Below are 14,332 nucleotides of genomic sequence, written 5' to 3'. Positions count from 1 at the left end.
CCGGGTCTCCCCGGCTTTTTTTTTAGTGCGATAACTCGGCGCCAACTTCATCTTGAAGTTTGCGATACAAGGTCTTCCGGTCAATCCCCAAGGTCTTTGCCGTCAAGTCTTTGACTCGGTCGCATTTTTCATAGACGAACTGAATGTACTTTTTCTCAAGCTCCTGCAAAGGTGCCACCGTCTCACCGTAACGGAAGACAAACGCATTTTTACGATCATCCACTTCATCTTCCTGTTGAATCGGACCGTCATCAAATAATAGGAAGGCAGAAACGTCGATCTCGGGACCGGAGCTTAGGACCACAGCACGTTCAACCGCATTTTCCAGCTCACGGACATTCCCGCGCCAATTTTGTGTTAGCAGGAATTCCTTCGCAGATTTTTTAAAGCCAGTGATGCCGGAGTTATTTAGATCTGCAAATTTTTTCAGGAAAAACTCGGCCAATGGCAAAATGTCTTCGCGGCGCTCGCGCAAAGGTGGAATCGTGATGGGAATGACATTCAAACGGAAAAACAAGTCCTCGCGGAAACGTTTGGCTTGAACTTCAGCCCGTAAGTCCTTGTGAGTGGCCGTCACTACGCGCACATCAATAGAACGAGATTGATTTTCACCGACTCTTTTAATTTCTTTTTCCTGAAGCACGCGTAAAAGCTTTGCTTGAAGTGAAAGATTTAAGTCACCGATTTCATCCAGGAACAAAGTTCCACCATCAGCTTCTTCGAATAAGCCCAACTTTTTATCGTGAGCTCCGGTGAACGAACCTTTGGCATGACCAAAAAGTTCAGATTCCAGCAAGTTTTCAGGAATAGCCGAACAGTTGATTGCAACAAAAGGTTTGTCAGCGCGATTGCTCCATTTATGGATGGCTTTTGCGAAGACCTCTTTCCCTGTACCTGACTCACCCGTAATAGAAACTGTCGCAGTACTTTTTGCGACACGTTTTGAAAGCTCGATGATGCGACGAATGCCTTCGCTTTTTCCGATGATACCGTCAGGACTTAAACCTTTCGATTGGTCAATGGCATCACGCAAGTTTTTATTTTCGCGATTTAAATAGTTATACTTAAATGCGCGCTGGGCAGAGATCAATAATTGCGGGAAATGAATTGGTTTTACCACGAAGTCGTAAGCGCCCGCTTCGATTGCTGACACGGCTGTGTCGACGTCGTTTGAAACGGTGACCAAAATAATCGGCACCATCAAACCTTCATTGCGCATCTGGCGAATGAAATCCACACCCGACATTTGTGGCAAATTTAAATCGGTGATAATCGCATCGGGCGCGACTTTGCCAGATTTAATTTTTTGAAGTGCCTCAAGCGGTTCAGAACAATGATGAACGGCAATATCTTTCTGTCTAAAGTAAGCAACCGCCAGTTCCGCAAGATCCAAATCGTCTTCAATAAGTAGAATATGTTTTGGAGAATTCATAACTTTTGTACCCCCAGTTGATGAGCCAATTAAAAACCCATGAGGCATTTAGCTACAACTCAAAAGTCCGTTTCTGCCCCAAACGTAATGTTGTACAGATTCTGTTATCGATAATTTTGATTTGAGCAGAAAAGTCGAGTGGCCCTCGAAATGCATATTGATATTTTGTCCGGGGCGTTAAGCCCTGTAAATGACAAGAAGGAGATAACGATTATGTTGCATAAAAAAGTGCTTTTCGGAACGGCGGCGTTGGCAGCTACAGCAGCATTCGCAGTAGGTTGCGCAACATCGGAACCTAAAGAAGCAAAACAAGAAACTCTATCTAAAGTTTCTCAAGCAGCTGCTGAAGTCGGCGCGACTTACTATACAGTGATCGATTTTCCGCAAGGCAAAAACACTGTGACAGACACTGAGAAGCAAAAACTTCGTCAGCTTGCTGGCGTAGCAAATGCTCGCGGCGAAGTGAAAGAGATCCAAGTTTTGGCTTGGGCTGACCGCGAATACCCTGCTGAGGGGCAAAAAGTTGCGAGCAACGACAAAAAGCTGGCAGACGATCGTGTAGCGGCAGTGAAAGATTTCTTTAAAAAAGATCTTCAATCAGACGCTGATATCGACGGTCACAATATGGCTAAACGCCCAGGCTTTTTCTCTGAGCTAGTAAATTCAGAGGACAACAAAACAAAATCGACATTTGAAAACATCGGGGCTGCACCAAATGACGTTGGCAACCGCCAAGCATTGGTAGGAAACAAAGCTTCTAAAGCTGTAGTCCTAGTAAAATACGAATAACCAAACCAGGAGGTAGTTATGAATAAAGACGTCATCCAAGGAAAATGGAACGAAATCAAAGGTGAGCTTCGCAAAACGTGGGGCAATATCACTGACGACGAATTTGAAAAAACAAAAGGTGATGCTCAAGCGATCGCTGGTATCGTACAACAACGTTACGGCCTGGCGAAAGAAGATGCATCTGAAAAAGTATCGACATTGATGAGCCGATATGCGGAATCCACCAAGGATTCACTTCGTCAAGGACGTGACGAAGCAGAACGCAAACGCAATCACTAAGTAAAGTTATTGTTCGCCGTGACTGGATCCTTCAGCGGTCACGGGTTCTCCGCCGCCCCTTTGGATTTCTCCGCCGAGAAAACAAGGGGGCGGTCTCTCTCTCAACCATGACGATTCAACAAGGAGGCCACATGGCACAAACTACAGACCAAATGGTATCAACAGGTAAATCGACATTTAATAAAACTAAAGATGCAGTGAATAGCGTTGATTTCAATGATGCGAAACAAGCTGCAAGTGATTACGCAGCTGATTTGAAAGATTCCGCGATGGAATATGCTGATAAAGCCGTGAAAATTGCCAAGAAAAATCCACTTTACGTTGCCGCTGGCGCCGCTGGCTTGGGTCTACTTATTGGTGGTTTATTGATGCGCGGAAATCGCAAGAACTAATCATTGATCAAAACTTTTAAAGCCACGGTGTCACCTGAAGACTCGATACCGTGGCTTTTTCTTTTTTAAGGCGCAAGCTGTTTCAAATGTTCGCGCATAGAATTCAAAAGCGTGCGAGTTACGTTCTTAACTCCTAAATCATTCTGGCTCAGAGCCATCGCTTCCAACTCTTTCGCTGTCGCCGTCAAATTGGGAAATTCAAACGTATCAGCATTCCCTTTAATTTGATGTCCCAGCTTTTTTGCCAATTCAAAATCAATCACTCCACCCTCTTCGATACGGGACAACTCGCCTATGCGACGAAGCAAATAACGAATTTGGTCTTCGGGTGAAACTTTGAAATCATCATCACTCACAATGCACCCCACATGTTTATATGCACACATTCTAAATGAAAGTCCCAGAATTCATCAAGGCCCTATTTGGAGCGACAATTTTACCTCGCACTGTGGAATCTTGCCCCGTCATTTAGCATCCTGGGTTTAAAATCGATTTAATTTGCATTTCACACTCGGCATCCCAGTTGCAATATCCATTCTGTATGAAACATGCACGGGAAAATATCCCCGTTTAATTGAGATAAAGGAGAATGTTTATGAAATTTTTCACTTCACTTGTAATGGCTGGCTTGTTGTTTGGCACATCTTACAGCTTCGCGAACGACATCAAAGACACCGCAAAAGAAGCAGCGCAAGACACCAAGAAAAATATAAAAAAAGGTGCCAACCGCGTTGAAGAAGCTGGTTGCGAAATGGTGAATGGAAAAATGGAATGCGCTGGCAAAAAGCTTAAAAATCGCGCCGGCGAAGTTAAAGAAGAAGTAAAAGACATGGCGAACTAGTTTCGCTTCCGATTCAATTTTTTCAGGACTTTTTTTAGGAGCACAACATGAATTTCAAAAGAGCACTTAGCATTGCAGCGATCGCTATCTTGGCAACCCCTTCCGTATATGCTCAAGATAAAACGACCACTGAAACAACGACTGAATCTTCATCTTCAAGCGATATCAAACCAGGTGGCATGTTCATCGAACCAATGCTGACATACCAAACTGGAGACGTGACAGTAAAATGGCCATCACCACTAAATGAATCCAAAGAAGACCTTAAAGGGTTCGGTTTAGGTCTGCGCTTTGGTGTGCATGTCTATGAATCACTTTTCTTGGGTGTAGATGGTCGTTATTCAAAACCGACATATGACTCTTCAGCATTGAATGGAGATGGATCTTCAGATGCTTATGATGCTGGTTTGACTTTGGGTGTGCAAACACCACTGGCTGGTATCCGCGTTTGGGGTACTTACATCATGACGGGCGCTTTGAATCCAGAAGAGATCAATAGCGTTGACGCGAAGTTCTCTGATCTTAAAGGTTACCGCATTGGCGCTGGTATTTACGTAAAAAGCGTCAGCATCAACCTTGAGTATCAAGACGCAACTTATGACAAAACTACAATTGAAAAAGCCGGTCCCCTTTCTGGGAACCTAGATGGCATCGACGGACACAACAAGAGCTACATCGTAAGCCTGTCCTTCCCTGTCAATCTCTAAACTCCCTTCACACTGCGGGCAGCTTCGTTGAGCCGGGCTGCCCGTTCCTTATTTCTCTCCCCACTTCATGACGATTCGGTTAAGATTCAAAAAAATCTTGTAAACGCCTCTTCCTTTAGTAAATTCCAAATATCTTAAAACTTCATACTCAGAGGCGCGCCTATTTTGAATTGGCTCTTATCCCTATTTGTGACTACGGCATTCGCTGCCAGTGCGGAACCTGTGCAAGAGGTCTCCATGGGCACCCCATACAAATACACGCGCAATCAAGCTTTGGTGGAGTATCACGACATTCTGATTCAGGCATTTTCCGATATCGGTTATAAAGTAGTGATAACTCCAATACCGATTCACAGCTCCTACGAGATGCTGAAATCCGGAAGTGTGGACACGGTCGCTTATGATGACTTAGCCGACCAAGATGGTCGCGATGCCATCATTACGACGTCATTTCCAGTGGCGTTAGCGGAAGGGGCCATCTTTTATTCCAAAGTTCGCCCAATAACAGAAAAAAACCTCAGTAAATATCGTGGTGCGATCTCTAAAAACAATGCCGCCATTATTCGTGAGGCAAAAAAACAGAGTTTGAAGTTCATTCAAACATCAAATCCATTTCACTGCATTCAAACCGTCATCGAAAAAAAGGCCGACTATTGCATTACCATCAGAGAGGTCGGCAAAGCCACCGTCAACGCCAACCCCGAAGCAAGGGGCACCATCCTGGCAATGGAAAAGCCCTTTGTAAAAGTGCCTGTTTACGTTTCTATGAAAAAGAAATTCGAAAAAGATCTTCCCAAATTTGAAGCGGCCCTTAAGGTGCTCCTCCACGGTGATTTGAGCAAATATCCCAACATCCGCCCCGCTTTGAATACGAACCCTTAAATTAAAAAAGCCCCGCTGTTTCCAGCGAGGCTTTGATTCTTTTGTATAAAAAAGAACTTAGTAACGATAGTGGTCTGGTTTGAATGGACCCGATGGGTTCATGTGCAAGTACTTAGCTTGTTTTTGAGAAAGCTTCGTCAGCTTCACACCCAATTTACCAAGGTGAAGAGCTGCCACTTTTTCGTCCAAGTGCTTAGGCAAACGATAAACAGCGATCTCCTGATATTTGTCGCGATTTGTGTAAAGTTCCAACTGAGCCAAAACTTGGTTCGTGAATGAGTTCGACATTACGAAGCTTGGGTGACCAGTAGCACAGCCCAAATTCACCAAACGACCTTTTGCAAGGATGATGATTTGGTTGCCGTTTTTCAAAGTGTGGATGTCCACTTGTGGCTTAACTTCGCGGATTTTTGAATTTTTATTCATCCAAGCCATATCGATTTCGATGTCGAAGTGACCAATGTTACAAACGATCGCGTTGTTTTTCATTTTAGTGAAGTGCTTTTCAGTGATGATATCGCAGCAACCAGTTGCAGTTACAAAGATATCGCCCAATGGAGCTGCTTCTTCCATAGTCACAACTTCGAAACCTTCCATAGCTGCTTGCAATGCGCAGATAGGATCGATTTCAGTTACTAGAACACGAGCGCCCAAACCACGCATAGAGTGCGCAGAACCTTTACCTACGTCACCGTAGCCAGCAACCACACATACTTTACCAGCGATCATAACGTCAGTCGCACGTTTGATACCGTCAGCAAGTGATTCGCGGCAACCGTACAAGTTGTCAAATTTGGATTTAGTCACAGAGTCATTGATGTTGATTGCTGGAACTTTCAATTTGCCAGCTTTCAACATAACTTCAAGATTGTGAACGCCCGTAGTTGTCTCTTCAGAGATACCAATGATTTTCTTCAATTCTTTAGCGAAGCGTGGTTCATGCATCATGTTCGTCAAATCACCACCGTCGTCCAGGATCAAGTTGAAACCATCTTTACCCCAGCCAGTGATAGTTTGTTCGATACACCAGTTGAACTCAGTCTCAGTTAGACCTTTCCAAGCAAATACTGGGATACCAGCGGCAGCGATCGCAACGGCTGCGTGATCTTGAGTCGAGAAGATATTGCAAGAAGACCAACGGATTTCTGCACCAAGCTCTACAAGTGTTTCGATCAACACGGCAGTTTGGATGGTCATGTGCAAGCAACCAGCGATTTTTGCACCTTTGAATGGTTTTTGTTTTCCGTACTCTTTACGAAGGGCCATCAAACCTGGCATTTCAGTTTCAGCAATAGAGATCTCTTCACGACCCCATTTCGCAAGCTTAGCGAAAACCTCTGGGTTTTCCATAGCCTCTTTGCAAACCATGAAGTCACGGTTGTTTTTAGAAGTTGTTGTTTTAGAATTCACCGCTACAGCAGCTTTTGCGTTCTTTTTCATCGCTTTTCCATTCGTCGTTGTAAGAGCCATTTTGAAACGTCCTTTGTTAATTAAAAAAATATTAAAAAATAAATTTATGGCAGAGTCAGGATTTCGTAACCCGTATCAGTTACCAAAACTGTATGCTCATACTGAGCCGACAATTTCCCATCCGCCGTGTTGTAGTACTTGATAGAAGAGCCCGGAATAGCAAATTCCACCACATCCTCAACACCTTGATTCACCATCGGTTCCACCGTGATACAGTGGAAAGGCACCAGGCGCTCGCCCTTACCCTTTTTTCCAAACGCAGGAACAAAAGGTTCATCGTGGAAAGTACGACCGACACCATGACCACCGATCTCTTTAACAACCGTGTAGCCTTTGCGAGTCACATACTTATAAGTTTCAAATCCAATATCACCTGTATATCCACGAGGAGTGATCGCCTCAATCCCCTTGTCACGAGCCAACTGCGCCGTCTCCACAAGATCGCGAGCTTCATCAGAAACATCACCAATCATGTACATACGTGAAGTATCCCCAAAGAATCCATCAATCCAAGCCGTCACATCCACATTAATGATGTCACCATTCTTAAGAACAACCGCAGGATCTGGAAGACCATGACAAACAACTTCATTCACAGAAGTACAAGTATACTTAGGATACCCATGATACCCCAAACACGCCGACTTAGCCCCACGAGTTTGCATAAAATCATTAGCAAGCTCATCAATCTCCTGAGTAGAGATCCCGATTTTCACATACTTTTCAAGATAAGTCAGAGTATCGGCCGCAATCCTGCAGGCCACAGTCATTTTTTTGATCTCTTCAAGAGAAAGAGGCTTAATTCCCATAGGAAAAAGGTATAACACACCCCCCTCCCACTTCCAAGCCAAGGATTACCCAAACGAAACCAAAACCCGAGCCCGCCCCCAAACCAGCGGCGCCAAGTCGCCAAAGGCGACGACCAGCCAAAACAGCGGCGCCCGAAAGGGCCAGCCAGCAAGAAAACACCGGGATCGTAAAACACTGGCCCGAGGGATGGTTCAAAAGTGGTCAGCTGCAAGGCGGAGCGGGCCGCCCGCAGCGCAGGCGTACTCAATGTACGCTGGAGCGAGGACGGCCCGCTCCAACGCAGCAGATGGCCGCTTTTCAACCATTCCGACACGAAGGCAAAAAAAAAGCCTGGGTCACCCCAGGCTTTTTTCACTCTTAGATAACTAAGATCTATTTAAGATGCTTAGAAACTAGTTTAGTCATGTCGAACATGCTAACTTGAGTTTTGCCACCGAAAACTTCTTTAAGTTTTGCGTCTGCATTGATGTTACGTTTGTTTTTAGAATCTTGAAGATTGTTCTTCTTGATGTAAGCCCAAAGTTTTTTAACAACTTCAGTACGTGGAAGTGGAGAAGCACCAACAACTGCTGCCAAAGCTGCAGATGGAGTCAAAGCTTTCATGAATGCTGCATTTGGTTTGCGAGCAGATTTAGCTTTAGGAGCTTTTGCTGCTTTAGCTTTAGGAGCTGCTTTTTTAGTAGTAGCTTTTGCTTTTGGAGCAGCTTTTTTAGTAGTTGCTTTTTTAGCTGCAGCTTTTTTTGGAGCAGCTTTCTTAGTAGTAGCTTTTTTAGTAGCTTTTGCCATTGTTAATTCCTCCGTTAGGATTATTGTCTTGTTTATCTCGAATGAGTTAAGTGTGTATCCAAGTCTAGGCGTTTGTCCAAAAAAAAATGCAGGACCCCCATTTTTTTTCGCACCCCCTCTAAAAACCGCATTTTTCCCTCTGAAGACGGCCTTTTCACGTCGGAAAACACCCTTTTTCCCTCGAGAAACCGCCTTTTCTCGAGGGAAAAAGGTCTAATTTTGATCCACTTCAAACCTCTAGACTCCTTGAAATCCATGGTTTTCCGAATAGAAAGGCATGAGTTTTCAGTCGAGTTTCAAACAAATTTTGCGTGAAAAGATGGGTGAGACCCCTACGAATCAAGCAAATTACTCTTCTGTCATGGACTCCGATCCGATCCATTTAGCCTATCTTTTAGGTCAGATTAATAAGACAGAACTGCAAACTCCACGTGGACAATATCCTCGCCCAGCAGTTCGTCCACAGCGTAAACCTCACTGTTTCTCCCCGGCACAACGCCAAGCTTTTGAGTTTTTCAAATGCTGGATCCATGGTTTGTCAGAGGGTTTTACTGAGACTGAATTGAGAAAAGCCTTTCGTCAGGCCGCTTTAAGACTCCACCCCGACCACGGCGGAAACGCTCAGCAGTTCATGGAGCTGAAGGAACATTTCGAATCTCTTAGATCCGTTTTCCAGTCTTAAGAATAACTTACGTTAATCCGAAACTTTAAATACACATGAAGGTATTTACTTCACTCCCATTCGAGGACCATCGCAAACGCCTGCTCTATTTGAAGATTATGTACTTCGTGGGCTCCCTCATGTCTTTGTTCTATATCTATCGTTTCTCTTACGCTTTTGCCGCTCCTCAATATAATGACATCCTGGTTCCGCTGTTTGTGACGATCCTGCTGGGACCACCACTGCTGTGGTACCGCTTTAAGCTCTATGCCCACGCTGCTGTCCTGCTGTTGCTCTGTTTAGTGTTCGTTATGATTATGCTGATTCATCTGACCGGGGGACTGTTTGCTCCGGGGATTTATTGGTTGGCGGTCGTTCCACTGGCGACGGCCATTCTTTTTGGAACACGTGGTGCGATCTCGGGATACTTTTGTGTCGCGGCCACCTTCACAGTATTTTGGCTAAACCACAATATGCAAACGGGCCCGAATCTGATTCCCTCCCCCGAGGTGTTCCGGGAAGAATTGATTCTGAATCTGATCGTCTTTATTGGGTTCACCAGCTTTACGACCCATGTCTATTTGCGTAACGAAGCAGCTTACACCCAAAATTTGCGCGAAAAACACAACGATGTGGAAAACCTATTGCGCGTGCTTTTGCACGATATCGCTAACACCCTGTCGTCTATGACCCTGCAGTTGATTCGCGCCAAAGAGGAACAGTCTACGGGCGGTAATGAGCTGGAAAAGATGGAACGTGCAGTTCAGGAGATCAACAATCTCCTGAATCAAGTGCGCCACTTAAAATCTATCAAAGATGGAAAAGCGAAACTTCCCCTGCGCCCGATGTCTTTGGCAAAAATCCTGAACGACATCTATGAAAATGCCGAAGCCTTGGCGGCCCCAAAGGGTATTAAGCTCTCTTTAGATATGTCCCGAGACAAGATGCTGGTGAACGCCGAAAAAACGATTCTGGGGAACGTGGTGCTTTTAAACATCATCAGCAATGCCGTTAAGTTCTCTCATTCAGGGGATCGTATCGATATTCGCGCGTTTACAGAGGAACAAGTCGTTTCTATTGTTATTCAAGATTATGGCGTGGGCATCCCACCGGAGATTCTGGAAAATCTGTTCAATATTGCCAGTCAGACGAATCGCGCGGGAACTCATGGAGAAAAAGGCACTGGCTATGGTATGCCTTTAGTAAAAGAATACATTCAAATGCTAGGCGGATCGATCATAGTCACATCCGCCGAGACCGTGACCGACTCTCACCCCCAAGGAACAAGAGTCACGCTGAAGCTCCCACTCGCGGAGTGAGAGCTTCGTTCTTAATTTAAACCATTTTAAATCTGATACGTTTTGGACCTGCATTTTCGCCCAGGCGTTTTTTGCGGTCTTCTTCGTATTCAGTGAAGTTTCCAGGGTAGAATTCAATTTTTGAATCCCCTTCGAACGCCATGATGTGAGTGCAGACGCGGTCCAAGAACCAACGATCATGCGAAATCACCACAACAGATCCACCAAACTCTAAAAGAGCTTCCTCAAGGGCACGCATTGTATTCACGTCCAAATCATTCGTCGGCTCATCCAGAAGCAAAAGGTTTCCACCCTCTTTAAGGATTTTCGCCATGTTCACACGGTTGCGCTCACCACCTGACAACTGACCGACTTTCTTTTGTTGGTCAGAACCAGAGAAGTTAAACCATGAAACGTACTGACGAGATGGAATCTCACGTGTTCCCAATTGGATCACATCTGCGCCACCCGAAAGCTCTTCAAAGATTGTTTTGTTCGGATCCAAGGTCTCACGTGTTTGGTCCACGTATGAAATCTTCACTGTTTCACCGACTTTGAAAGTTCCGGAATCTGGAGACTCTTTGCCGGTGATCATACGGAACAAAGTGGATTTACCGACGCCGTTCGGCCCGATAACACCCACGATCGCACCACGGGGAATCGTGAAGCTAACGTCATCCAAAAGAACTTTGTGATCATAAGCCTTGGTAATACCTTTGGCTTCAACCACGATATCACCCAAACGAGGCCCTGGCGGGATGTAGATAGACATCTCTTGAATTTTCTCTGGAGATGCTTCCTTCAGCAGGTTTTCGTAATTAGAAATGCGCGCTTTAGATTTCGCCTGACGAGCCTTAGCTCCCTGACGAATCCAATCCAACTCTTTTTCCAAAGTTTTAGCTTTGCGAGCCTGATCTTTTTGTTCGTTCGCTGTGCGCTTATCTTTTTGCTCCAACCAAGATGTGTAGTTCCCTTTCCAAGGAATACCCTCACCACGGTCCAACTCCAAAATCCAACCAGCAACGTTATCCAAGAAATAACGGTCATGGGTAACGGCGATGACCGTTCCTGGGAACTTGGAAAGATATTGTTCAAGCCATGCCACAGATTCTGCGTCCAAGTGATTCGTTGGCTCATCCAAAAGCAAAATATCTGGCTCCGACATGATCAAACGAGCCAAAGCCACGCGGCGTTTTTCACCACCTGAAAGCTTTGTCACACCCATATCACCATCTGGACAGCGAAGAGCATCCATCACGATTTCGATCTTTTGATCGACATCCCATGCGCCCAAAGCATCCAATTTTTCTTGAAGAGCACCCTGTTTATCGATGAGTTTGTTCATCTCATCTGGATCCAAATCTGGATCTGCGAATTTGTCGTTGATCGCGTTGTATTCCGCCATCACCTTAGGAAGTTCGCCCATGCCTGCAAAGATGTTTTCTTTAACAGTCAAAGAATCATCCAATTGAGGTTCTTGTTCGAAGTACCCCACTTTCATGGTTTTAGAAGGGAAAGCTTCCCCTAAAAAGTCTTTGTCTGTTCCTGCCATGATTCTAAGCAAAGTGGATTTACCAGATCCATTCAGACCTAGAACACCGATTTTTGCTCCGTAGAAGTAAGAAAGGTAAATGTCCTTCAAAACGTAACGATTTGGAGGATATACTTTACTTACACCTTTCATTGTGTAGATAATCTCTTGAGACATGATGTCACCCCGTTTGAAAGCGCCAATTTATTAAGAGTGAAAATGCTTGTCAAATGGAGTTCCTACGATAACACTATCGCCTTCGTGCATGATGCACGTACGATACATTAAATTTTTACAGAATTGGTTCATGAGTAACGACATCATTGAAACAGCACGTACGACGCGTGCTAACACAACTGAGAAAGAGGCAACGACTGCTTCAACTGCTAAAGAGACAGGCAAAAAAAGCCTCTTTGGCAATCTCAATGCAGACCTTAAACAGGCTCTGGATACGTGGGATGTTATCACCGAGACAATGACCAACAAAGTCTCCCCCGAGCAGGAACAGCTGCAGGAAGTCAAAAAACTCCTGGGCGACCTCAAAGCCAAGCTCGCACAATTTGAAGACTAATTGATTCAATTGCGCTAAAATCAATCCATGAGCGACTCATGGAATCCCAACCAATACGAGAAGTTTAAAAGCGAAAGATCACAACCCTTTTTGGATCTTTTGGAATTCATCATACCCGAAAAATTTGAAACTGCGATCGATCTGGGTTGCGGCACCGGGGAGCTAACCCGAATCATGCACGATCGGTTTAAGCCTGCCGCCACGACGGGTTTGGATTCTTCGGAAGCGATGCTGGCAAGAACGGCGGCATTTCTGACCGAGAATTTAAAATTCGCTCAAGGTGACATTGATATTTGGGAAAAACCCCAGGGTTATGATCTGATCATCTCCAATGCAGCTCTTCAGTGGAGCCCGCAACACAAAGATCTTTTTGCAAGATTGCATCGCTCTTTGCGCCGCGGCGGCCAGATGGCCATCCAAATGCCGATGAATCACGACTACCCCACTCATGTTCTTTCCAGTGCCATGTCTCATGAAGTTCGCTGGAAAAAGGCCCTGGGTGGCAGGGTTTACGATAAACCAAAGACCATGCTTTCCGTCGAGGACTATGCCTTGTTGATGTTCAACCTGGGTTTTAAAGAACAACGTGTTGAGCTCAAAGTGTACGGCCATGTCCTGGAGTCGCGCGAAGGCGTAATTGAATGGGTGCGTGGCTCGATGCTGACATACTTTGAAAAACATATGAGTAAAGAGGATTTCGCGGCCTTTATGCAAGAGTACCGGGAACGCCTGTTTCAAATTCTTCCCGACGACAAACCGTTCTTTTATCCGTTCAAACGCATCTTTATCTGGGGCCGCGCTTAGTTTTTTGCACGGTAATATTTGCGATTCGCCTTAAGCAGGCTATCAATTTCATTTTTGATTTCAGGGGAAAGCTTTTTACTAAAAGCAACGTACACTTTGTACATAGGGATATCCGTGATTTCGATACTCTTTAAGTTAGGGTACTTGTTTGTTTCAACCATTTCCCGAGTCACCGACGAAAGATGAACAAAAACGCCATCGATTCGATTCGTTTCCACTAGATTTGAAAGACGCTCCCCGAGATCAACTCCCGATAATGTGATCGTCTTTATTTTATATTGTTTAAATTCTGGGGGCATTGAAGCCCCGGCCATCAGGCCCACCGTCTTACCGGCGAAATCACTCATCGACGCAGAGTTTTTACCTTTATGAAAATCTTTATGTACGATGATTCCAGCGTGCTCAGAAATGAATGGTTCTGCTGAATAATCAAAAATCTTTTCTCGCTCTGGAGTCTTGACGATAAAAAACAAAACATCGATTTGATTGTTTTCCAAATCGCGGAGTTCTCTTTTAAAAGGAGAACTTTTCCACACCACATTGATTTTGAACTTCTTTTTTAACTCCGGAAAAATATATTTAACCATGAAATCCGGGCCTGATCCTTGTGGAGGATTCGCCTCCGCATTCACCACATGAGGCGGCCCCTGAACTGCAGCCACTCTTAGCAGTTCTCGCGCTGGGGATGACAGACTGAAAAAAACCAGAAACAGAAAAATAAATTTCATCTGGAATATTAGATCAGGAGCAGATGCTACTTGGGAAGTCTTTTGGAACCACCGCGACACTCAGGAGAAATAAAATTAAGCGCGTCTTTTTGCACTTCGAACTCCGCAGGAGTCAGGGCTTTCTGTGTGAGTGCATGCAAACCCGCACTAAACTCAGGTTTCAAAGCATCATTGACACTCCGTTGACGATCCACACGAGATTTTCCCTCGAAGGCAGCCGAGACGATCAAAACTTTATAATGCGATTCACTCGCGGGACCGGAGTGCATATGACTTTCGTTTTCGATTTCTAGAACCGAAGGGGCAAGGGCCTTTGTCAAAAAATCGAAAATACGTGCTTCGCGATTCACT

At 44.9% G+C, this 14,332-nt stretch carries 18 protein-coding genes; 10 read left to right on the top strand and 8 right to left on the bottom strand.

The window, feature by feature from the left end; all coding sequences use genetic code 11:
- Positions 1-22: 22 nt before the first annotated feature.
- Complete coding sequence (locus HW988_RS06485; protein ID WP_181606734.1) at positions 23-1,432, bottom strand: sigma-54 dependent transcriptional regulator; 1,410 nt, start codon at positions 1,430-1,432, stop codon at positions 23-25.
- Positions 1,433-1,645: 213 nt separating this feature from the next.
- Between HW988_RS06485 and HW988_RS06480 the strand changes: the two genes are divergently transcribed.
- The 3 genes from HW988_RS06480 (at position 1,646) to HW988_RS06470 (ending at position 2,892) form a co-directional block, all read left to right on the top strand.
- Positions 1,646-2,221, top strand: coding sequence for a hypothetical protein (locus HW988_RS06480; protein ID WP_181606733.1), 576 nt, complete (start codon positions 1,646-1,648; stop codon positions 2,219-2,221).
- 18 nt (positions 2,222-2,239) lie between these two features.
- Entirely contained in the window at positions 2,240-2,500 is a 261-nt protein-coding gene (locus tag HW988_RS06475; protein ID WP_181606732.1) for a CsbD family protein, read from the top strand.
- Positions 2,501-2,631: 131 nt separating this feature from the next.
- A complete protein-coding gene (locus HW988_RS06470) occupies positions 2,632-2,892 on the top strand; it encodes a hypothetical protein (protein ID WP_181606731.1) in 261 nt (86 codons plus the stop codon).
- Between the two features lie 65 nt (positions 2,893-2,957).
- Here HW988_RS06470 and HW988_RS06465 read toward each other — a convergent pair whose 3' ends face one another.
- On the bottom strand, positions 2,958-3,248 hold the full coding sequence (locus tag HW988_RS06465; RefSeq protein WP_181606730.1) for an Hpt domain-containing protein: 291 nt from the start codon (positions 3,246-3,248) through the stop codon (positions 2,958-2,960).
- Positions 3,249-3,487: 239 nt separating this feature from the next.
- Here HW988_RS06465 and HW988_RS06460 point away from each other — a divergent pair, with 239 nt between their 5' ends.
- From HW988_RS06460 to HW988_RS06450, 3 genes are all read left to right on the top strand, one after another.
- Positions 3,488-3,733 (top strand): hypothetical protein, encoded by a 246-nt coding sequence (locus HW988_RS06460; RefSeq protein WP_181606729.1) that lies wholly within the window; start codon positions 3,488-3,490, stop codon positions 3,731-3,733.
- A gap of 47 nt (positions 3,734-3,780) precedes the next feature.
- Positions 3,781-4,440: a hypothetical protein gene (locus tag HW988_RS06455; protein ID WP_181606728.1), complete on the top strand. Its 660-nt coding sequence runs from the start codon at positions 3,781-3,783 to the stop codon at positions 4,438-4,440.
- A gap of 237 nt (positions 4,441-4,677) precedes the next feature.
- Positions 4,678-5,322 (top strand): transporter substrate-binding domain-containing protein, encoded by a 645-nt coding sequence (locus HW988_RS06450; RefSeq protein ID WP_181606727.1) that lies wholly within the window; start codon positions 4,678-4,680, stop codon positions 5,320-5,322.
- A gap of 57 nt (positions 5,323-5,379) precedes the next feature.
- Here the strand turns inward: HW988_RS06450 and ahcY are convergent, their stop codons facing one another.
- The 3 genes from ahcY to HW988_RS06435 form a co-directional block, all read right to left on the bottom strand.
- Complete coding sequence (gene ahcY, locus HW988_RS06445; RefSeq protein WP_181606726.1) at positions 5,380-6,792, bottom strand: adenosylhomocysteinase; 1,413 nt, start codon at positions 6,790-6,792, stop codon at positions 5,380-5,382.
- A 44-nt stretch (positions 6,793-6,836) separates the two neighbouring features.
- On the bottom strand, positions 6,837-7,619 hold the full coding sequence (gene map / locus HW988_RS06440) for a type I methionyl aminopeptidase (RefSeq protein ID WP_255490238.1): 783 nt from the start codon (positions 7,617-7,619) through the stop codon (positions 6,837-6,839).
- A gap of 355 nt (positions 7,620-7,974) precedes the next feature.
- Complete coding sequence (locus tag HW988_RS06435; protein ID WP_142699667.1) at positions 7,975-8,388, bottom strand: SWIB/MDM2 domain-containing protein; 414 nt, start codon at positions 8,386-8,388, stop codon at positions 7,975-7,977.
- Positions 8,389-8,665: 277 nt separating this feature from the next.
- Between HW988_RS06435 and HW988_RS06430 the strand changes: the two genes are divergently transcribed.
- Together HW988_RS06430 and HW988_RS06425 are read left to right on the top strand one after the other, a co-directional pair.
- Positions 8,666-9,070, top strand: coding sequence for a J domain-containing protein (locus HW988_RS06430; protein ID WP_181606725.1), 405 nt, complete (start codon positions 8,666-8,668; stop codon positions 9,068-9,070).
- Between the two features lie 35 nt (positions 9,071-9,105).
- Positions 9,106-10,368, top strand: coding sequence for a HAMP domain-containing sensor histidine kinase (locus tag HW988_RS06425; protein ID WP_255490237.1), 1,263 nt, complete (start codon positions 9,106-9,108; stop codon positions 10,366-10,368).
- Between the two features lie 16 nt (positions 10,369-10,384).
- On the opposite strand, the gene ettA is transcribed toward HW988_RS06425, so the two are convergent.
- A complete protein-coding gene (gene ettA / locus HW988_RS06420; protein ID WP_181606724.1) occupies positions 10,385-12,055 on the bottom strand; it encodes an energy-dependent translational throttle protein EttA in 1,671 nt (556 codons plus the stop codon).
- Between the two features lie 130 nt (positions 12,056-12,185).
- Here ettA and HW988_RS06415 point away from each other — a divergent pair, with 130 nt between their 5' ends.
- The gene (locus tag HW988_RS06415; RefSeq protein WP_181606723.1) at positions 12,186-12,449 is read left to right on the top strand and encodes a hypothetical protein; all 264 of its coding nucleotides are present in this window, start codon (positions 12,186-12,188) and stop codon (positions 12,447-12,449) included.
- Between the two features lie 27 nt (positions 12,450-12,476).
- Entirely contained in the window at positions 12,477-13,253 is a 777-nt protein-coding gene (locus HW988_RS06410; RefSeq protein ID WP_181606722.1) for a methyltransferase domain-containing protein, read from the top strand.
- Here the strand turns inward: HW988_RS06410 and HW988_RS06405 are convergent.
- Entirely contained in the window at positions 13,250-13,981 is a 732-nt protein-coding gene (locus HW988_RS06405) for an ABC transporter substrate-binding protein (RefSeq protein ID WP_181606721.1), read from the bottom strand. The two genes, HW988_RS06410 and HW988_RS06405, sit on opposite strands and share 4 nt — an antisense overlap.
- Before the next feature lie 26 nt (positions 13,982-14,007).
- Positions 14,008-14,331, bottom strand: a complete 324-nt coding sequence (locus HW988_RS06400; protein WP_181606720.1) for a BolA family transcriptional regulator — start codon at positions 14,329-14,331, stop codon at positions 14,008-14,010.
- Between the last annotated feature and the right edge of the window lies 1 nt (position 14,332).

Origin of the sequence: Bdellovibrio sp. KM01 (genome assembly GCF_013752535.1) — a bacterium.
Taxonomy (GTDB): domain Bacteria; phylum Bdellovibrionota; class Bdellovibrionia; order Bdellovibrionales; family Bdellovibrionaceae; genus Bdellovibrio.
This window is presented reverse-complemented; position numbering and strand designations above follow the sequence as displayed.